Origin of the sequence: Bradyrhizobium erythrophlei (assembly GCF_042430365.1) — a bacterium.
Taxonomy (GTDB): Bacteria; Pseudomonadota; Alphaproteobacteria; order Rhizobiales; family Xanthobacteraceae; genus Bradyrhizobium; species Bradyrhizobium erythrophlei.
Genome location: NZ_JBHMET010000010.1, coordinates 19,922 through 38,554 on the forward strand (window position 1 = coordinate 19,922; position 18,633 = coordinate 38,554).

An 18,633-nucleotide genomic window follows, 5' to 3' on the forward strand; every position below is an offset into this window, starting at 1 on the left:
CTGGTGGCCGTGCATCCTTCGAGGCTCGCTCCGCTCGCACCTGAGGGATGACGGGTCTAGGAGAGTACAGCTGGCAGCAGGGCGCGTGGCTGCTATAGAGGCGCGATGATCCGCTCCTTCCTCACGGTCTCCTCGGGAACGCTGGCCTCCCGGCTGCTCGGCTTCGTCCGCGATTCCGTGATCGCGGCGCTGCTTGGCGCGGGCCCGGTGGCGGATGCCTTCCTGGCGGCGTTCCAACTTGTCAACGTGGTGCGGCGCCTGCTCGCGGAAGGCGGGCTGAACGCCGCCCTGGTGCCGGCGTGGCTCAAGGTGCGCGACACCGACGGCGCGGCGGCGGCCCGCGCGTTTGCCGGCCGCGTGCTCTGCACAGTCGGCGCCGCGGTCGTCGCGGCGGCGCTGCTGCTCGGCATCCTGATGCCGCTCGTCATCACGGCGATCGCGCCGGGCTTCGTCGGCCGCGACGCGCTGCAATTCGCCGTCGACGATGCACGGCTGATGCTGCCCTATCTCGCCTTCGCCGGCCCGGTCACGGTGCTGATGGCGCTACTGAACGCGCAGGGCCGTTTCGCGCTGACGGCGTTCTCGCCGCTTTTGTTCAACATCGCGCTGATCGCGATCATGGCCGTGTTGCTGGTGCGGCGGCAGGATCCCCTCGAGGCCGCGCTGGTCATGGCCGCAACGATTGGCGTCGCCGGCTTCCTGCAGCTTTCGATGCTGGGCTTGAGCAGCGGCAAGGCGGCCGCGCCGCTCCGCGTGTCCTTCGACGGCGAGATGCGCCGCTTTTTCGGTCGCGCGATCCCCGGCATGGTCGCGAGCAGCGCGCCGCAATGGCTTGTTGTTGCGGGCGCGGTGATCGCGTCACACTCCCCGTCGGCGGTGTCTTGGCTTTATTTCGCCAACCGCCTGCTCGAGCTGCCTCTCGGCATCGTCGGCGTCGCGATGGGCACCGTGCTGATCCCCGAGATGACGCGCGCGGTGCGCGCGGGCGACCACACAGCGATCGCGCATGCGGAATCGCGCGGGCTCGAGCTCGCGGTCGGGCTGGCGCTGCCGGCGACATTCGGCCTGATCGTGCTGAGCGAACCGATCGCGCGCCTCTTGTTCGAGCATGGCGCATTCACCGCGACCGATACCGCAGCGACCGCGCAGGCGCTGACCTGGCTGACGCTCGCTTTGCCGGCGCAGGTGCTGGTGAAGGCGCTGTCGCCGGCGTTCTTCGCGCGCGAGGATACGGTCACGCCGCTGCTCGCAACGCTCAAGGCCATCGCGGTCACGATCGTGACCGCGATCCTGCTCGGCCATTTATTCGGCGCCAACGGGATCGCCGCCGCGATTGCACTCGGCGCCTGGAGCAACGCGCTGTCGTTGATCCGCAAGGGCGCGGCGACCTTCGGCTTTGCGATCGATGCCGCAGCCCGCCGCCGGCTGCCGCGCATCCTCGCCGCGGCGCTGGCGATGGGCGCGGCGCTGTGGCTTGCTGAAACCACCCAGCCGACGGCCGGCGCACACGGTTTCGTGCAGGCGGCCTCGCTCCTGCTACTGATTGCGGCCGGCATCGCGAGCTACGGGCTGTTTTTGCAGCTTTTCGGGGTGACCGGCTGGCGCGAGGCGGTTAATGCCGTCAGGCAAAAGCGTCTCGGCTGACTTGCGTACACGGGCCTTAAATGGCAAACGACGCCGCAAAAGCGGCCATTTTCCGGGAATCCAACACCATGGCGTTCGTTGAACGGGTTTTCTCAGGCGTCCAGCCGACGGGCAATCTGCACCTCGGCAACTATCTCGGCGCCATCGTCAACTTCGTGAAGATGCAGCAGACCCACAACTGCATCTATTGCGTCGTCGACATGCACGCGATCACACAAGGCGTCGACGTCTGGGGCGGGCCGGCCGAGCTCGCCCGCAACACCCGCGAGGTCACCGCGGCCTTCATCGCCTCGGGCATCGATCCGAACAAGCACATCGTCTTCAACCAGAGCCAGGTCGCGGGCCACGCCGAGCTGACCTGGATCTTCAACTGCGTCGCGCGCGTCGGCTGGCTCAGCCGCATGACCCAGTTCAAGGAGAAGGCCGGCAAGGACCGCGAGAATGCCTCGGTCGGTCTTTACGACTACCCGGTGCTGATGGCGGCCGACATCCTGTTGTATCGTGCTACCCACGTGCCGGTCGGCGAGGACCAGAAGCAGCATCTGGAGCTGTCCCGCGATATCGCGCAGAAGTTTAACAACGATTTTGGCGATTCCATCCAGGCCCAGGGCTTTGCCGACGGCCTGTACTTCCCGCAGCCGGAGCCGCTGATCACCGGACCGGCGACCCGGGTGATGAGCCTGCGCGACGGCACCAAGAAGATGTCGAAGTCGGATGCGTCGGACAATTCGCGCATCAACCTGACCGACGACGCCGACACCATCGCGCAGAAGATCCGCAAGGCGAAGACCGATCCCGAGCCGCTGCCGTCGGAGGAGAAGGGGCTGGAGCCGCGCCCCGAGGCCGACAACCTCGTCGGCATCTACGCGGCGCTCGCCGGCATCAGCAAGCAGGACGTGCTGAGGGATTTCGGTGGCGGCCAGTTCTCCAGCTTCAAGAACGCTCTGGTCGAGCTCTGCGTGACAAAATTGGCGCCGATCGCCTCCGAGATGAAGCGGCTGGTCGCCGATCCCGGCCATGTCGACCGGATCCTGGCCGACGGCGCCAATCGCGCGCGCGTGATCGCCGATGAAACCATGCGCACCACCAAGGATATCGTCGGCTTCATCCGCCAGCGCTGACATGGTTGGAAACAGGAACCTTGGACCGGGATGACGCTGCTTCGTCATCCCGGTCCAACCTTTTTGAGCATGATCTCGTCGGAAAACCGCTCCACACTTTTCCGGATCATGCTCTAGCTCCCTCTCCCAAACGAAGAGGGACTGTGGCAGCATGCTGCCTGTTTGAGCATGATGTGTTCGGAAAACCGCCAGCCCTTTGCGCCGGCGCGGCCCTCCGGGGCTGGATCATGCTCGTAGGTTCAGCACCGGGACATGCATGACCGCCCAGCGACGCAGCTACGAGACGGGTCACCAGCCGAAATGCCTTGTCATCGTTGACGACACCGCGGAATGGGACCGCGCGGTCTATTACGCGAGCCGCTGGGCCATTCGGGTCGGCGGCGGCGTGGTGATGCTGCGGGTGATCGAGACCGAGGACCAGAATCAGCAATGGCTCGGTGTCGCCGACATCATGCGCGCCGAGGCCGAGGAAGCCGCCAATGAGGCGCTCGACCGCGCCGCCGGGCGCGCCAACGGCATCGCCGCGATTACGCCGGAACGGGTGATTCGCGAGGGCGACCCGACCGAGCAGATCCTCGACGTGATTGAAAAGGACGTCGACATTGCCATGCTGGTGCTGGCGGCCAATCCGGGCCCCGAGGGGCCGGGGCCGATTATCACCACCATGGCCAAGACCATGGGCGCGTTCCCGATTCCGGTCACAATCGTGCCGGGCAGCCTGAAGGACGCGGAAATCGACGCCCTGTCCTAACGCATCGATGCGGTCCTGGAACCGCAGCCTAGCGGCTTGATCCGCGGCGCTTTTATCGCCATTTGACTCCTTGAGTTGACGCGTTTTCCCGGCGGGAACCGGGTATCCCCGCCGCTCGAAAACGCTATAAAGGACCCAACGCGCCGGCCTTGAACCGGCGACGCCGGAGACAGTAAGATGTTCATTCAGACCGAAGCCACGCCCAACCCCGCCACCCTGAAATTCATTCCGGGCCGCGTCGTGCTCGACAGCGGCACCATGGAATTCTCGAGTGCGGAGTCCGCCGCACGCTCGCCGCTCGCCGAACGGCTGTTCGCCGTGCCGGGCATCACCGGCGTGTTCTATGGCTCCGACTTCGTCACCGTGACCAAAGCTGACGGCGACTGGCAGCACCTCAAGCCCGCGATCCTCGGCGCCATCATGGAGCACTACATGTCCGGTGCGCCGCTGCTCGCCGACGGCACCGCCGGCAGCGATGACGCGCGCGATGAGGAAGGCGAGTTCTTCCGCGAGGAAGACGCCGAAACTGTCGCGCAGATCAAGGATTTGATCGAGACACGCGTGCGTCCTGCGGTCGCCAATGACGGCGGCGACATCACTTTCCGCGGCTTCAAGGACGGCATCGTCTATCTCAACATGAGGGGCGCCTGCTCGGGCTGCCCGTCATCGACCGCCACGCTGCAGCATGGCATTCAGAACCTGCTGCGGCACTTTGTGCCCGATGTGCAGGAAGTCCGGCCGATGTGATGGAGCGGCGAATGGCGAGTGGCGATTGGCGAATAGCGTTCTCCTCTAACTCCCTATTCGCCATTCTCTATTCGCCATTCGCCCTCGCATGATCATCCTCGCCATCGATACCGCGCTCGACGCCTGCTCCGCGGCCGTGCTCGACACCGCTGCAGGCAAGACCGTGGCCATCGAGACACAAGCGATGCAGCGCGGCCACGCCGAGGCGCTGATGCCGCTGATCGCGCGCGTGATGCAGGCGAGCGGCATCGCCTTCACTGCGCTCGATCGCATCGCGGTCACCACCGGCCCCGGCAGTTTCACTGGCCTGCGGGTCGGCCTCTCCGCGGCGCGCGGCATCGCGCTGGCGGCGGAAAAGCCTGTGGTCGGACTGACGACGCTCGCCGCCTACGCCGCGCCCGTCGTCGCCGAGAACGCCGACCACCCGATCCTGTCCGCGATCGATGCGCGGCACGACCACGTCTACTTCCAGGTGGTGAGCGGCGACGGCAGCCCGCTGATCAAACCGAAGGTGGCGCCGATCGCGGAAGCGCTCGAGGCCGCGCAATACGGCGCGCTACACCTGGTCGGCAACGCCGCCAACATCCTCGCCGAACGCTGGCCGGCCGATGCGACGCCGCCGTTCAAGGTCAATCCCCAGGCCGCGCCCGATATTGCCTGGGTCGCCTGGGTCGGCGCAGCGGTTGATCCGGGGAGCGCGCCGCCGCGGCCGTTCTATCTGCGCGCGCCCGACGCCAAGCCGCCGAAGGACCAGCTTCCGCTCAGCGCGCAGCCATCGACATGACCACCTGCCCATGATCGCCTGGATGTCACGATGGTGGGGCGGCGGCACGCCCGCGGTCGAACCCGCAAGCCTGCGCGATGCGGCGCGGCTTGCGCAATTGCATGGCGCGTCTTTCCACCGCGGCTGGGGCGAAGGCGAGTTCGAGGCGATGCTGACCGAACGCAACACGCTGGTGCATCGCCTGCGGCAGGGCCGCAAGGTCATCGGCTTCGCGGTCTCGCGCATGGCGGCGGACGAAGCCGAAATCTTGTCGATCGCAATCGACGCCGGCCAGCGCGGCCGCGGCCTGTCGCGCGAGCTGCTGATGACCCATCTCGGCCACCTTGCCGGCCGCGGCATCCGCACCATCTTCCTAGAGGTGGAAGAGAACAACCAGCCGGCGCGGCGGTTGTACGAATGGGCCGGATTCGGCGTCGTCGGCCGCCGCGAGCGCTATTACAAGCAGCCCGGCGGGGAACATTTGAACGCGCTTCTGATGCGGCGCGACTTGTCGTAACATCGGCGCGATGGCAGAACAGCCCCGCTCTGCCGCCCAAGGCCCAAAGACCCATGACCACGGTGAAAATCCCGCCTGCGCAGAAGAATACCGGCATCGAGGCGCGCTGCGCCGCGACCGGCATGCGCATGACCGAACAGCGCCGCGTGATCGCGCGTGTGCTGGCCGAAGCCATGGACCATCCCGATGTCGAGGAGCTGTACCGGCGCTGCGTCGCGGTCGACGACAAGATCTCGATCTCGACGGTGTACCGCACCGTGAAGCTGTTCGAGGACGCCGGCATCATCGAGCGCCACGATTTCCGCGAGGGCCGCGCGCGCTACGAGCAGATGCCCGACAGCCATCACGACCACCTGATCAATCTGCGCGACGGCAAGGTGATCGAGTTCACCTCGGAAGAGATCGAGAAGCTGCAGGCCGAGATCGCCCGCAAGCTCGGCTACAAGCTGGTCGATCACCGCCTCGAGCTCTATTGTGTGCCGCTCGACGAAGATAGCAAGTCATAGTCGAGTGGGATTCGATCTCGTCATCTTCGATTGCGACGGCGTGCTTGTCGACAGCGAGGTGATCTCCTGTCGTGCACACGCTGAAACGCTGACGCGCCACGGCTATCCGATCACGCCGGACGGCGTGCTGAAGCGCTTCCTCGGCGTATCCGACCGCGAGGCGCGGCAGATCGTCGAGACCGAGCTCGGCCGCAAATTGCCCGATGATTTCGAGGCGGAGGTCAAGCACGCGACGCTGAGCTTCTATGCCGACGACCTCAACGCGATCGCCCATGTCGGCGACGCGATAGCGGCGCTGGACTTGCCGAAATGCGTGGCCTCGAGCGGCACGCCGGAAAAGATCCGCCACGGCCTCACCTGCGCCGGGCTCTACGATCAGCTCGCGCCGCATATTTTCTCCGCCGTGCAGGTCAAGCGCGGCAAGCCGGCCCCCGACATCTTCCTGTTCGCGGCCGCGCAGATGGGGGCGGATCCTGCGCGCTGCATCGTGATCGAGGACAGCGTGCCCGGCGTCACCGGCGCCCGCGCCGCCGGCATGACCGTGCTGGGTTTTTATGGCGGCAGCCACTGCACGGCGGACCATGCCGCCGGTCTGTCCGCCGCGGGGGCGGCGGTGACCTTCGCCGATATGCGCCGATTGTCCGGGTTGATCGCCCAGGTTCAAGCCAAGGCCTTCGTGACCTGAATGCTGATCGCCACTATCGCGTACCGGGGATTCTCGAGATTCCGGGATCGTTCTCTCCGGTTGCGCCCGGAAATGACGGCCCAAAACGCTGGATTTTCGGCCCTTTAGGCTATATTTGAGCCCGGCGCCCTGATGGCGCCGTTGCAATTCCGCAAATCCAGGTTCCATGACGACGCCGCGCAAGCTGCACATCAAGTCCTATGGCTGCCAGATGAACGTCTACGATGCGCAGCGCATGGTGGACACGCTGGCCGGCGAAGGCTTTGTCGAGACCGCGAATGCGGAGGACGCCGATCTGGTGATCCTCAACACCTGCCACATCCGCGAGAAGGCGTCGGAGAAGGTCTATTCCGAACTCGGGCGGCTCAGGGTCGCCAAGGACGAGGCTGCGCGCCAGGGCCGCGAGATGAAGATCGCCGTGGCCGGCTGCGTCGCGCAGGCCGAGGGCGCGGAGATCATCCATCGCGCGCCGACCGTCGATATCGTGGTGGGGCCGCAGAGCTATCATCATCTGCCGCAGCTCCTGAAGCGCGCCAAGGAAAACGGCCGCGCGCTGGAAACCGAATTCCCGGTCGAGGACAAGTTCGGCTTCCTGCCGCAGCCGAAGCCGGACGCGATCCGCTCGCGCGGCATCTCGGCTTTCGTCACGGTACAGGAAGGCTGCGACAAGTTCTGCACCTTCTGCGTGGTGCCGTATACGCGCGGCGCCGAAGTCTCGCGTCCGGTCACAAAGATCATCGACGACGTCACGAAGCTCACCGAGAACGGCGTGCGCGAGATCACGTTGATCGGGCAGAACGTCAACGCCTATCACGGCGACGGTCCCGATGGCCGCGTCTGGCCGCTCGGAAAGCTGCTACAGCGGCTCGCCGAGATTCCCGGCGTGGCGCGGCTGCGCTACTCGACGAGCCATCCCCGCGACGTCGACGACAGCCTGATCGCGGCCCACCGCGATTTGCCCGAACTGATGCCGTTCGTGCATCTGCCGGTGCAGTCCGGCGCCGACCGGGTTCTCGCAGCCATGAACCGCAAACATACCGCCGATGATTACCGCCGGGTCATCGACCGCTTCCGGGCTGCGCGGCAAGATATTGCTTTTTCATCAGATTTCATTGTCGGCTTCCCCGGCGAAACCGAGGAAGAATTTCGCGCCACTCTCGCGCTTGTCACGCAAATCGGGTACGCTGCCGCGTATTCGTTCAAATATTCGCCCCGGCCAGGCACGCCGGCGGCGGAGATGCGGGAGACGGTGTCAGCGGCAGAGATGGACGAGCGCTTGGGGCGGCTTCAGGAACTGATCGACAGCCAGCAATCGGCCTTCAATCGGGTTGCGATCGGCACAACGGTTGACGTGCTGTTTGAGCGCACCGCGCGCAAGGAAGGCCAGATCGTCGGCCGCACCGCCTACCTGCAGCCCGCCCATGTGATGGCGTCGCCTGACATCATCGGCCAGGTCCTCCCGGTCAGGATCGACAGCCTCGAGCGCTACAGCCTGATCGGCGAACTCGCGGCGTCCGCGCCGTCCAGCAATTTGCAGATGATCATTGGAGCCTGAAATCCTTGCCCAAAAGCGCATCGGATTCGCCTTCGCTCGCTCCCAGCCGCAAACCTGACCGCGACATGCAAGTTCCACCCGAGACCCAGGTCGTCATCGACTTCGACGATAATCGCGCCGCTTCGGCCCTCGTCGGCCCCTATGGACAGAATCTCGCGCTGGTCGAGCGACGGCTCGGCGTCGTCGTCGATTCCCGCGGCAACCACGTCACCATCGCAGGCTCGCGCGACGGCTGCGACGCGGCACGGCGGGTGCTCGAGACACTCTATGAGCAGGCGGTCGAGGGCCATGACCTCGACCAGGGCGAAGTCGAAGGCGCGATCCGCGCGGTGATCGCGCAGGGCTCGCTGTTCGAGTTCGACAACAAGACCGCCAAGTCGACCTTCGAGACGATCAACCTGCGCAAGCGGCCGGTGCGCGCGCGCACCGCCGCGCAGGACTCCTATATCCGCGCGCTGAAGCGGCACGAGCTGGTGTTCGGCGTCGGCCCGGCCGGCACCGGCAAGACCTGGCTTGCGGTCGCCTATGCCGCGCAGCTGTTCGAGCGCAAGGAAGTCGATCGTATCATCCTGTCGCGTCCCGCGGTCGAGGCCGGCGAGCGGCTCGGCTTCCTGCCGGGAGATCTGCGCGAGAAGGTCGATCCCTATCTGCGCCCGATCTATGACGCGCTCTACGACCTGATGGACTCGCGCGTCGTCGAGCGCGCGCTGCAGGGCGGCGAGATAGAGATCGCGCCGCTCGCCTTCATGCGCGGCCGCACGCTGACCAACGCCGTCATCATCCTGGACGAAGCGCAAAACACGACATCGATGCAGATGAAGATGTTCCTGACGCGCCTTGGCGAGAACAGCCGGATGATCGTCACCGGCGATCCCTCGCAGGTCGACCTGCCGCACGGCCAGGCCTCCGGGCTTGCCGAGGCGACGAAGCTGCTCAACGGCGTCGAGGGCATCGCCCAGGTGCAGTTCACCGCCGAGGACGTCATTCGCCACGAATTGGTGGCGCGCATCGTCGCCGCCTATGAGGGATTGCCGCAGCGGCCGGCAACCGCCAAACCTTGAAACCATCAGCTTCGGCCGCGCGCCCGCGGACAGCGGGTTCCGGCCATAACGCAGATTTTGGAACGACCGTGTCCGTGTTTCCCGCAACCGAGGTTCTCGTCACTGCCGATTGCTGGCAGGGCGAGCCCGATGCCGAGGCGGTGATCTATCGCGCCATCGAGGCGGCGGCCGAGATCGCCGATGCCGATGTCGGCGACGCGGAACTCGCGGTCATGCTGACGGACGATGCCGGCATCCGCACGCTGAACAGCAATTGGCGCGGCATCGACAAGCCGACCAACGTGCTGTCGTTCCCGGCGCTGCAGCCCACCGGCAATCTGGGCCCCGACGACGCCCCGCGGATGCTCGGCGACATCGCGATCGCCTATGAGACGACGCGGCGGGAGGCCGACGACGAACAGAAACCGTTCAACCATCATTTGAGCCATCTTGCGGTGCATGGCTTCCTGCACCTGATCGGCTACGACCACGAGAACGACGACGATGCCGAGGACATGGAGAGTCTCGAGCGCGAGATTCTCAGCCACCTCGGCATTCCCGACCCCTACGCGGATCGGGAGCGGACGGACTGACATGCCGGATTCCGAACCGACCCACGACAATCCGCGCAACGTGCGCAACTTGCCGGCCGTGGTGCACGAGGGCGAGGTGCAGCGGCCGACCGCCGACGGCTGGCTGATGCGGGCGATCCGCACGCTGTTCGGCTGGAAGCCGGGCTCAGTGCGCGACGATTTGCAGGTGGTGCTCGACGCCTCGACACCCGACGATGTCGGCTTCTCGGCGATCGAGCGCACCATGCTGCGCAACATCCTGTCGCTGAACGAGCGGCGGATCGCCGACGTGATGGTGCACCGCGCCGACATCGTCGCGGTCAAGCGCGACATCCCGCTCGGCGAGTTGATGAGCCTGTTCGAGAGCGCCGCGCATTCGCGCCTCGTCGTCTACAACGAGACCCTCGACGACCCCGAGGGCATGGTGCATATCCGCGACCTGCTCGCCTTCATGACCGCAAGAGCGCGCGTCACCGACACCACCAAGACGCGGCGCAAGAAACCGTTCCCGGCCGGCCTCGACCTGCGCGCGGTCGATCTCGCGCTGCCGCTGTCGGAGGCGCATATTATCCGCAAGCTGCTCTACATTCCGCCATCGATGCGCGCGATCGACCTCTTGGCGCAGATGCAGGCCTCGCGCATCCATCTGGCGCTGGTGGTCGACGAATATGGCGGCACCGACGGGCTGGTGTCGATCGAGGACATCGTCGAGGAGATCGTCGGCGAGATCGACGACGAGCACGATTCCGACGAGCCGCCGTCGATCGTCCGCCAGGCCGACAACTCCTTCATCGCCGATGCCCGCGCGAGCCTCGACGATGTCCGCACCGTGATCGGCGAAGACTTCGTCACCGGTGAGGCCGGCGAGGAGGTCGAGACGCTGGGCGGCTATCTCGTGTCGTTCGTCGGCCGCCTGCCGGTGCGCGGCGAGGTGATCTCGGGGCCGGGCCATTTCGAGGTCGAGGTGCTCGACGCCGATCCGCGGCGCGTCAAGCGCGTGCGGATCTCGACGCGCAAGGAGCGCCCCGCCCCGCGCAAGGAACGGGAGCGCCGCCGCGAGCAGGCCCAAGAGCATGCCCAGGAGCAGCCTCACGAGCAGGCGCCCGACCCGGGCACGCCGCAGGCCAATGACAACACCCCGCCTCCATCGAGCGATGGAGCCGGCTCGCAGTGAGGCTGTCAGACAAACTCCGCGCGGCCGGGCTTGCGATCATCCTGACCTGGGGATGGAAGCGTGCGGTGATCGCGCTCCTCGCCGGCGCGCTGTCGGCGCTGGCGATGGCGCCGTTCAACGCCTGGCCGGTGCTGTTTCTGACCTTTCCGGTCGCGGTCTGGCTGATCGACGGCGCTGCGGCGGGGCGCTGGCACGGCGTGCCGGCTGCCGCGCTGTCCGGCTTCTGGTTCGGGCTCGGCTATTTCGTGCCCGGGCTTTACTGGATCGGCTATGCCTTCTTCGTCGATGCGCAGACATTTGCCTGGCTGACGCCATTCGCGGTGCTCGGCCTGCCGGCCTATCTTGCGCTGTTCACCGCCTTCGGCTTCGCGCTGGCGCGGCTGATCTGGCCGCGTGACGCGTCACGCGTGCTCGCACTCGCGGTCGGTCTCACGATCGCGGAGTGGCTGCGCGGCCACGTCCTGACCGGGTTCCCGTGGAATGCGTTCGGCTATGCGCTGAGCGAGCCGCTCGCTTTGGCGCAGACCGCGTCGCTGATCGGGCTGTGGGGCATGACCTTCCTCGCGGTCGCAATCTTCGCAAGCCCCGCGGTGCTGATCGATGGCGCGTCGCGCGGACGCAAGCCGTGGCGGACGCCGGCAATTGCCCTCGTCGTGCTGGCGACCATGCTGGTGTTCGGCGCGGTGCGGCTGTCGCTGCAGCCGACCACGATGGTCGCCAACGTCAAGCTGCGCATCATGCAGCCCGACCTGCAGCAGGACGCCAAGTTCAACTACTCCGCCAAGGCGGCGGTGATGCAGAAGTATCTCACCCTGTCGGATCGGGCCTCCGGCCCGCAATCGACCGGCGTGCGCGATGCCAACATCCTGATCTGGCCGGAATCGGCGTTTCCGTTCTTCCTGACCCGGGAAGCCGATGCGATGGCGCAGATCGCCGACCTCTTGCCGAGGGGCACCGTTCTGATCACCGGCTCGGTGCGTGCGCCCGACCTGCCGCCCGGCGCCCGCATCACCCGCGCCTACAATTCGATCTATGTGGTCGACCACGACGGCAGCGTGCTGTCGGTCTACGACAAGCTGCATCTGGTGCCGTTCGGCGAGTATCTGCCGTTCCAGGAGTGGATGGAGAAGCTCGGCTTCGTGCAGCTCACCAAGGTGCAGGGCGGCTTCATTCCCGGCACGATCCGTCGGACGCTCGACATCCCCAACGCGCCGCGGGCGCTGCCTTTGATTTGCTACGAGGCGATCTTTCCCGGCAATCTCGTCAGCCGCGACGACCGTCCCGGCTGGATCATCAACGTCACCAATGACGGCTGGTTCGGAATGTCGACCGGCCCCTACCAGCACCTGCAGCAGGCCCGGCTGCGCTCGATCGAGGAAGGGCTGCCGACGGTTCGCGCCGCGAACACCGGCATCTCGGCGGTGATCGATCCGATGGGTCGGTTTGTCGCGCGGCTCGGGCTCGGCATCGAAGGTGTGCTGGACGCCAACCTGCCGGCGGCGATCGCGCCGACGATCTTTGCGCGCATTGGGAACATCCCCGCCGCTGCGATTGTGATCGTTGCCCTGGCAATCGTCCTGCGGCGTCGCTTCGTCAGGCGAAAGGCCTGATATCTGCATATTGCCGGTTGTCGTCCGGCCCTAAAAAAGGGCGAAATTTCCGTCTGCGCGATTCCACCAGTTGACAGATTGACCGTGTGCTTCGCATTGTACGCGCCCAATCGAAATCAAAAGTCCCGTCAGTCCGTTGCGCAAATTATCCGCATTTTGTCCCGATCCTCCTTGCAGGATTTGACGGCACCGGCGCCTGAGGCATACTCCCCACCCATCTTGCCTCATCCCCCGGGCGCGCAATCCCTAGGAGAGTTGGAGATGTCCACGAAAGCGCCCAACCCTGTTGACAAATATGTCGGCAGTCGCGTCCGGATGCGACGCATCATGCTCGGCATGAGCCAGGAAAAGCTGGGCGAGGCGCTCGGGCTGACCTTTCAGCAGGTGCAGAAATACGAGAAGGGCACCAACCGCGTCGGTGCCAGCCGGCTGCAGCAGATTTCCGAGATCCTGCAAGTGCCGGTCTCCTTCCTGTTCGACGGCGGCCCGAGCGGGGTGCGGACCGCCGACGGCTTCAGCGAAGGCTCGTCGCCGACCTATGTCGCCGATTTCCTCGCGACCGCCGAGGGCCTTGCGCTGACGCGCGCCTTCACGCGCATCGCCGATGCCAAGCTCCGCCGCAGCATCGTGGAACTGGTCGAGCAGATCGCGGCGCGCGAGGCGGCCGACCAGGCCTGATTCCGGCCGTATCGGTTTGAGAGACCGCGAAATCTGGAATATGTCATTCCAGCGCGCGCGAGCGGCTGCGCGCCATGAACATTGAACCCGATAGGCTCCACCATAGCCATGTCCAATAACCCGTTTGAAGCAGCCACGATCCTCGACGGCATCCGCCGCTGGGTCGAAATTGAATCGCCGACGGAGCGGCCCGACCAGGTCAACAGGCTCGCCGACCTCGTCGCGTCGGGCTATCGCGACCTGCCCGTCACCGTGGAACGGGTCGCCGGACGTAACGGCTTCGGCGATCATCTCGTCGCGCGCTCGTCCTGGGGACAGGATGAGCCGGGCATCCTGGTGCTGAGCCATCTCGATACGGTGCATCCGATGGGCTTCATCGAGCGGCTGCCGTTCAAGGTCGAGGGCGACAGCGCGTTCGGCCCCGGCATCTACGACATGAAGGGCGGCGCCTATCTCGCCTATCATGCGTTCCGGCAGATCTGCAGCAACGGCGCGCGATCGCCGCTCGGCGTCACCCAGCTCTACGTATCGGATGAGGAAATCGGCAGCCCGACCTCGCGGGCGTTGATCGAGGCCGAGGGGCAGAAGGCCAAATATGTGCTGGTGACCGAGCCCGCGCGCGACGGCGGCAAGATCGTCACCGGACGCAAGGGCGTCGCGCGCTTCGAGGTGTTCATCAAGGGCGTGCCGTCGCATGCGGGCACGCGCCCCGAGGACGGCCGCAGCGCGATCCGAGAACTCGGCAACGTGATCCAGGCCCTAGAGGCGATGAACGATCACAGGCGCGGCGTGTCGGTCAATGTCGGCGTCGTCAGGGGCGGCACCAAGCCGAACGTGATCGCGGAAGAGGCTTACGCGGAAGTCGATTTGCGCGTGCCGACGCTGGCCGACGCCGAAGACCTCGTGCCGCGCATCCTCGGCCTGACGTCGCGCACCGAGGGCGTCAGCGTGAAAGTGGTCGGCGAACTGAACCGCCCGCCCTATGAAAAGACCAATGCTGGCGCTGCGCTCTACGAGCACGCCAGGGGGCTTGCCGCCGAGCTCGGCTTCGATCTCCTCGACGTCTTCACCGGCGGCGGCTCGGACGGCAATTTCACCGCGCCGCATACTGCGACGCTGGACGGCCTCGGCGTCGACGGCAAGGGCGCCCATACGCATTATGAGCAGCTCTACATCTCGTCGCTCGAGCCGCGCGCGCGGCTCCTGCATCGCCTTTACCAGACGCTGCGATGATCTCGGCTCCGCCCGACAGCGAAGACCACGACGCCTTGCCCGACGACGGCACGGTCGCACATTCGCGCGGCTCGTTCTTCGGCCGGCGCAAGGGCCACAAACTGCGCTCGCACCAGGCCGACCTGATCGACCATCTGCTGCCGCATCTGGCGCTCGACATCGGCACCGCTGCGCCGGACAAATTGGCCGACCTGTTCGTTGACGGCATTGATGATGTCAGGCTCGAGATCGGCTTCGGCGGCGGCGAGCATCTGATCGCGGAGGCCCGCGCCTATCCGCACACCGGCTTCATCGGCTGTGAGCCCTATGTCAACGGCATGGCGAAGATCCTGACGCAGATCGAGGCGCACAACATCCGCAATGTCAGGCTGTTCGCCGGCGATGCCGCCGAGCTCCTGGCCTGGGCGCCGGCGCGTTCGCTCGCGCGCATCGACCTGATCCATCCCGATCCCTGGCCGAAGCGGCGGCACTGGAAGCGACGCTTCGTGCAGGACGCGACGGTCACGGCGATGGCCCGCATCCTGAAGCCTGGCGGCGAGTTCCGCTTCGTCAGCGACATCGACGACTATTGCGCCTGGACCTTGGCGCATCTGATGCGCGCGCCGGAGTTCGCCTGGCTCGCCGAGCGGGCGACCGACTGGCAATCGCCGTGGCCGGACTACACCATGACGCGCTATGGCGCGAAGGCCGAGCGCGAAGGGCGCAAGGCGGCGTATCTGCGATTCAGGCGCCTCTAAATATCGAGCGCATTTCGCCGATCCCGTCATGCCCGGGCTTGTCCCGGGCATCTACGTCTTTGATGTCGCGCGGAGGGAAAGACCTGGATGGCCGGGTCAAGCCCGGCCATGACGACGACGGTTACTGCCCAGCCATCCGCGCCTTCTTCACGTCGGTTGCTTCCCACACCATGCGTTTTCCGCGCTCGCGGCCGAGCAGCTCGATCGGATCGTGGTTGTCGATGTGGCCGAACTGTCCCTTGTAGACGCTGTAGCCGCACAGCTCCTGCAGGCGGCGCGGAAAGCGCGCGGCGGTTTCGCGGGGAATGCCGAGCTGCAGATTTTCCTGCTGGCGCATCCAGCCCCAGCAATAGGCGCAAGAGAAGGCAAAGCGCCTCGCGTCGCTAACATTGGCGCCGCCGCCATGCCACAGCGCGCTGTCGAACAGCATCACGCTGCCTTCAGGCATGGTCGCGGTGACGGCGTCATAATCCTTGCCGTATTCCGGCGAAGACGGGAGTTTGTGGCTGCCCGGGATGATCCGCGTCGCGCCGTTGTCGTCGCGGAAATCGGTCAGCGCCCAGATCGCGTTGATCGTGATCGGAATGTGCGGCCGCGGCAGCGGGATCAGCTGAGTGTCCTCGTGAATTGGCTGCGCCTCCTGGCCGGGACCAAGCACCAGCGAGCAGAACGACGACAGCAGGCATTCCCGGTCCAGCACGCGTTCGACCACCGGCAGCACGTTCTCGTGCAGCGGCACCTCCCAGAACAGATCGTCATAGGTCAGGAGGTTGTTGATGCGCAGCGTCTTGAAGCCTTCGAACGAGGTCTTCGCGAGGCCGAGACTGTGCTCGCGCTCGATGCGCAGCACGGCCTCCTTCAATCCCTCCACCAGTTCAGGCGATGCGGCCCGCTCGATCACGGTGTATCCGTCGTCGCGAATCCGATCGGCGTGCGCTTGAATGTCTGCTTCTGTCAGCATGTCGATTTCCCTAGTGGCGCTGTGTCGCGCCTTGCGGGAAGCATAGCTGCGTCGATCGCCGATGGGGAAGTGCCTGCGCGTCGCAGGCGCATGCGGACGGACGACAGGACTTTCCCCGCAGCGGAATTTTCGAGAGGGCCGTCGCGGCGCGTACGATTCGCGCCTACCGCGACTTCCAGAAGTCCACGACGCGCTGCGCGGTCGACGGCATCAGGCGAGCAAAATTCACCCGCGCGCCCTCGATATCCGCCGGCGCCACGACGCGGTTGGGGCCGAGCCGCATCAGGATCAGCGCGCGCACGGTCACCCATTCGAGGCCGATGGTCTTGCTCGCGATCAGGATCGGATCGTAACGGTCGCCGGTAATGAGGCGGTCGAGCGTCGCGATCTTGACGCCGGTCATTGCGGCAAGCGCCGCGACACACTCTTCGTATTTGAAGGCCTTGGCGAACTCGAGCAGCGCGGCCTCGTTGAGCCCGCCGGCGCGATGCAGCGCCAGGATCGTGCGCTGCGCCGGCGCAAAGTCGCGGCCGCCCGGGACATGCTCGGTGATCCCGTCGATTTCGTTCAGCGCCCTCTTGATCTCCGCCTGCCGCTCCGGCTTGACCACGTCATGCAGGCGCCGCCGGATCACATCGATCGAACCGGCGAGCAGGCTCTTCAGATGCTCGGGCGGAAGATCGTCACGCCGGCCGATCTTCAGCGTCAGCACGCCGTCCATGTTGGCGCGACTGATCAGTGTCGAGAACGAATCGTCCGAGAAGGCGGCGCCGGCATTGCCGGCCGCACAACGGATCACGTCGCGGTCGCCGCGGCGGACGAGGACATCGGTCAGTCCGATGGAAAGCTTCGGCCGCTCGGCCATGGCGAGCAGATGGCCCTGGCCCTTTTCGTTGGCGATTTCGATCAGCGCCCGCTCGTCGATCACCGGCGAGCGGCGGAGCAGCGGACCGGCAATGGCGATCTCATCCTCATGCGCAAGCTGGCCGACGAGGTGCCGCGGCGCATTGGCCAGCAGCGAGAGCCGCTCAGCGAGGTCGATACGTGCCGCCAGCTCGGCATGCGGGACCAGCGAGGTCAGCACGCCGTCGAACAGGTCGACGTGATCGGCGCGGAAATTCGCCGCGCCCTGCAGGAATAGCTCGCTGATCCGTCGTGCGGCATCGGCACGGCGCTTCGGGTCGCCGCGTCGGACGATATCATCGAGTTCCGGGATCAGCGCCGGGGCTGTCGTCATACGCCTGTCCATACCGGCCATTCCTGCCGGTTTTTGGGGCAATCTAGGTCCCGTTCGTGAACGAAGGGTTAGACCGCCCGCCCCCGGGAACGGCCCGCAAAATCATGCATCCGCGGCCCACAGGCCTTGCCGGGTCATGGCAAAAGCGCTATATCGGCAGCAACTTATGGTTCTCATACGATCGCGTATTGAGAGTGGGCCCTTCGGGACCCGCTCTTTTTTATTACCTGAAGGGACCCAAGCCGACCGGGTCCCGTTTGGGTAGCGTTACCGGTCCCTTAAGGCCGGCCGACCAACACGACAGAGAAGACCCCAATTCGCCCGTGACACTGCCTATGACCGCTCCAACCGCCTCGTCCGTGGACGCCGAACTGCTCGCCGAGCCGCGGCTCGTCGTCGAGCCGGGCGTGGCGGCGCGCGTCGCGGCTGTGGCCGCGCCGGTGCTGCAGGGCATGGGCTATCGGCTGGTGCGGATCAAGGTCTCGGGCGAGGCCGGCTGCACGGTGCAGATCATGGCGGAACGGCCTGACGGCTCGATGCAGATCGAGGATTGCGAGGCGATCTCGCGCGCGCTGTCGCCGGTGCTCGATGTCGCCGATCCGATCGACCGCGCCTACCGACTCGAGATATCATCGCCGGGAATCGACCGGCCGCTGGTGCGCCGCTCCGACTTCGAGCGCTTTGCCGGCCACCTCGTGAAGATCGAGATGGCAGTGGCGCATCAGGGCCGCAAGCGGTTCCGCGGCACGCTCGCCGGTGTCGAAGGCGACGCCGTTCGGATTAAGCGCGACGACCCGCGCACCGACGAAGACGCCGAGGTCCTGCTGGTGATGGAGGACATTTCCGATGCGCGGCTGGTGCTAACCGACGAATTGATCGCGGAATCGATGCGCCGCGGCAAGGCCGCCGAGCGCGAATTGCGCCGCGAGCTCGGGCTTGCGCCGCCGCAGCCGGCGCACGCGAAGAACAGCGATCCGGCCAAAAGCCAGAAGCCGAAGGCCAAGCCCGGCAAGAAACCGGCCCCGACCAACACCAAGAAACACCGCCTGGCCGCCGAGCGCGCGCGCCGAGGCGAGATCGATCCTACCGAAGGAGACTAAGC

19 protein-coding genes are annotated in these 18,633 nt (G+C 66.0%); 17 read left to right on the plus strand and 2 right to left on the minus strand.

All coding sequences use genetic code 11. The features are described 5' to 3' along the window. The first annotated feature begins 105 nt into the window (after nucleotides 1–105). The 16 genes from murJ to trmB all read left to right on the plus strand — a co-directional run bounded on the left by murJ (nucleotide 106) and on the right by trmB (nucleotide 15,333). Entirely contained in the window at nucleotides 106–1,644 is a 1,539-nt protein-coding gene (murJ, locus tag ACFFWD_RS01205; RefSeq protein WP_376960602.1) for a murein biosynthesis integral membrane protein MurJ, read from the plus strand. 68 nt (nucleotides 1,645–1,712) lie between these two features. Beyond that, nucleotides 1,713–2,765 carry a tryptophan--tRNA ligase gene (gene trpS, locus ACFFWD_RS01210; protein WP_376960604.1) on the plus strand — a complete coding sequence of 351 codons (1,053 nt, stop codon included), beginning with the start codon at nucleotides 1,713–1,715 and terminating at the stop codon, nucleotides 2,763–2,765. A 256-nt stretch (nucleotides 2,766–3,021) separates the two neighbouring features. Continuing rightward, a complete protein-coding gene (locus tag ACFFWD_RS01215) occupies nucleotides 3,022–3,516 on the plus strand; it encodes a universal stress protein (RefSeq protein ID WP_376960606.1) in 495 nt (164 codons plus the stop codon). Nucleotides 3,517–3,693: 177 nt separating this feature from the next. Next, nucleotides 3,694–4,263, plus strand: a complete 570-nt coding sequence (locus ACFFWD_RS01220) for a NifU family protein (protein WP_376960608.1) — start codon at nucleotides 3,694–3,696, stop codon at nucleotides 4,261–4,263. A gap of 88 nt (nucleotides 4,264–4,351) precedes the next feature. Then, the gene (tsaB, locus tag ACFFWD_RS01225) at nucleotides 4,352–5,047 is read left to right on the plus strand and encodes a tRNA (adenosine(37)-N6)-threonylcarbamoyltransferase complex dimerization subunit type 1 TsaB (protein WP_376960610.1); all 696 of its coding nucleotides are present in this window, start codon (nucleotides 4,352–4,354) and stop codon (nucleotides 5,045–5,047) included. A 10-nt stretch (nucleotides 5,048–5,057) separates the two neighbouring features. Next, the gene (gene rimI / locus ACFFWD_RS01230; protein WP_376960612.1) at nucleotides 5,058–5,543 is read left to right on the plus strand and encodes a ribosomal protein S18-alanine N-acetyltransferase; all 486 of its coding nucleotides are present in this window, start codon (nucleotides 5,058–5,060) and stop codon (nucleotides 5,541–5,543) included. A gap of 53 nt (nucleotides 5,544–5,596) precedes the next feature. Further along, nucleotides 5,597–6,049 carry a Fur family transcriptional regulator gene (locus ACFFWD_RS01235; RefSeq protein ID WP_376960614.1) on the plus strand — a complete coding sequence of 151 codons (453 nt, stop codon included), beginning with the start codon at nucleotides 5,597–5,599 and terminating at the stop codon, nucleotides 6,047–6,049. Nucleotides 6,050–6,053: 4 nt separating this feature from the next. Beyond that, entirely contained in the window at nucleotides 6,054–6,734 is a 681-nt protein-coding gene (locus ACFFWD_RS01240; protein ID WP_376960616.1) for an HAD family hydrolase, read from the plus strand. Between the two features lie 166 nt (nucleotides 6,735–6,900). Beyond that, nucleotides 6,901–8,289, plus strand: coding sequence for a tRNA (N6-isopentenyl adenosine(37)-C2)-methylthiotransferase MiaB (gene miaB, locus ACFFWD_RS01245; protein WP_376960618.1), 1,389 nt, complete (start codon nucleotides 6,901–6,903; stop codon nucleotides 8,287–8,289). Nucleotides 8,290–8,294: 5 nt separating this feature from the next. After that, nucleotides 8,295–9,350, plus strand: coding sequence for a PhoH family protein (locus tag ACFFWD_RS01250; RefSeq protein ID WP_376960620.1), 1,056 nt, complete (start codon nucleotides 8,295–8,297; stop codon nucleotides 9,348–9,350). 68 nt (nucleotides 9,351–9,418) lie between these two features. Further along, the gene (ybeY, locus tag ACFFWD_RS01255; protein ID WP_376960622.1) at nucleotides 9,419–9,922 is read left to right on the plus strand and encodes an rRNA maturation RNase YbeY; all 504 of its coding nucleotides are present in this window, start codon (nucleotides 9,419–9,421) and stop codon (nucleotides 9,920–9,922) included. Between the two features lies 1 nt (nucleotide 9,923). Beyond that, nucleotides 9,924–11,075 (plus strand): hemolysin family protein, encoded by a 1,152-nt coding sequence (locus ACFFWD_RS01260; RefSeq protein ID WP_376960624.1) that lies wholly within the window; start codon nucleotides 9,924–9,926, stop codon nucleotides 11,073–11,075. Continuing rightward, on the plus strand, nucleotides 11,072–12,685 hold the full coding sequence (lnt, locus tag ACFFWD_RS01265) for an apolipoprotein N-acyltransferase (RefSeq protein WP_376960626.1): 1,614 nt from the start codon (nucleotides 11,072–11,074) through the stop codon (nucleotides 12,683–12,685). The genes ACFFWD_RS01260 and lnt overlap by 4 nt, the downstream gene beginning before the upstream one ends. Before the next feature lie 261 nt (nucleotides 12,686–12,946). Beyond that, on the plus strand, nucleotides 12,947–13,363 hold the full coding sequence (locus ACFFWD_RS01270; protein ID WP_376960628.1) for a helix-turn-helix domain-containing protein: 417 nt from the start codon (nucleotides 12,947–12,949) through the stop codon (nucleotides 13,361–13,363). Nucleotides 13,364–13,471: 108 nt separating this feature from the next. Then, nucleotides 13,472–14,596 (plus strand): M20 family metallopeptidase, encoded by a 1,125-nt coding sequence (locus ACFFWD_RS01275; protein WP_376960630.1) that lies wholly within the window; start codon nucleotides 13,472–13,474, stop codon nucleotides 14,594–14,596. Continuing rightward, nucleotides 14,593–15,333 carry a tRNA (guanosine(46)-N7)-methyltransferase TrmB gene (gene trmB, locus ACFFWD_RS01280; RefSeq protein WP_376960632.1) on the plus strand — a complete coding sequence of 247 codons (741 nt, stop codon included), beginning with the start codon at nucleotides 14,593–14,595 and terminating at the stop codon, nucleotides 15,331–15,333. The genes ACFFWD_RS01275 and trmB overlap by 4 nt, the downstream gene beginning before the upstream one ends. A gap of 121 nt (nucleotides 15,334–15,454) precedes the next feature. Here the strand turns inward: trmB and ACFFWD_RS01285 are convergent, their stop codons facing one another. Further along, entirely contained in the window at nucleotides 15,455–16,294 is an 840-nt protein-coding gene (locus tag ACFFWD_RS01285; RefSeq protein ID WP_376960634.1) for a phytanoyl-CoA dioxygenase family protein, read from the minus strand. Nucleotides 16,295–16,457: 163 nt separating this feature from the next. Continuing rightward, nucleotides 16,458–17,531 (minus strand): DUF2336 domain-containing protein, encoded by a 1,074-nt coding sequence (locus ACFFWD_RS01290; RefSeq protein WP_376960636.1) that lies wholly within the window; start codon nucleotides 17,529–17,531, stop codon nucleotides 16,458–16,460. A 335-nt stretch (nucleotides 17,532–17,866) separates the two neighbouring features. Here ACFFWD_RS01290 and rimP point away from each other — a divergent pair, with 335 nt between their 5' ends. Further along, nucleotides 17,867–18,631: a ribosome maturation factor RimP gene (rimP, locus tag ACFFWD_RS01295; RefSeq protein ID WP_376960638.1), complete on the plus strand. Its 765-nt coding sequence runs from the start codon at nucleotides 17,867–17,869 to the stop codon at nucleotides 18,629–18,631. Nucleotides 18,632–18,633 lie beyond the last annotated feature (2 nt).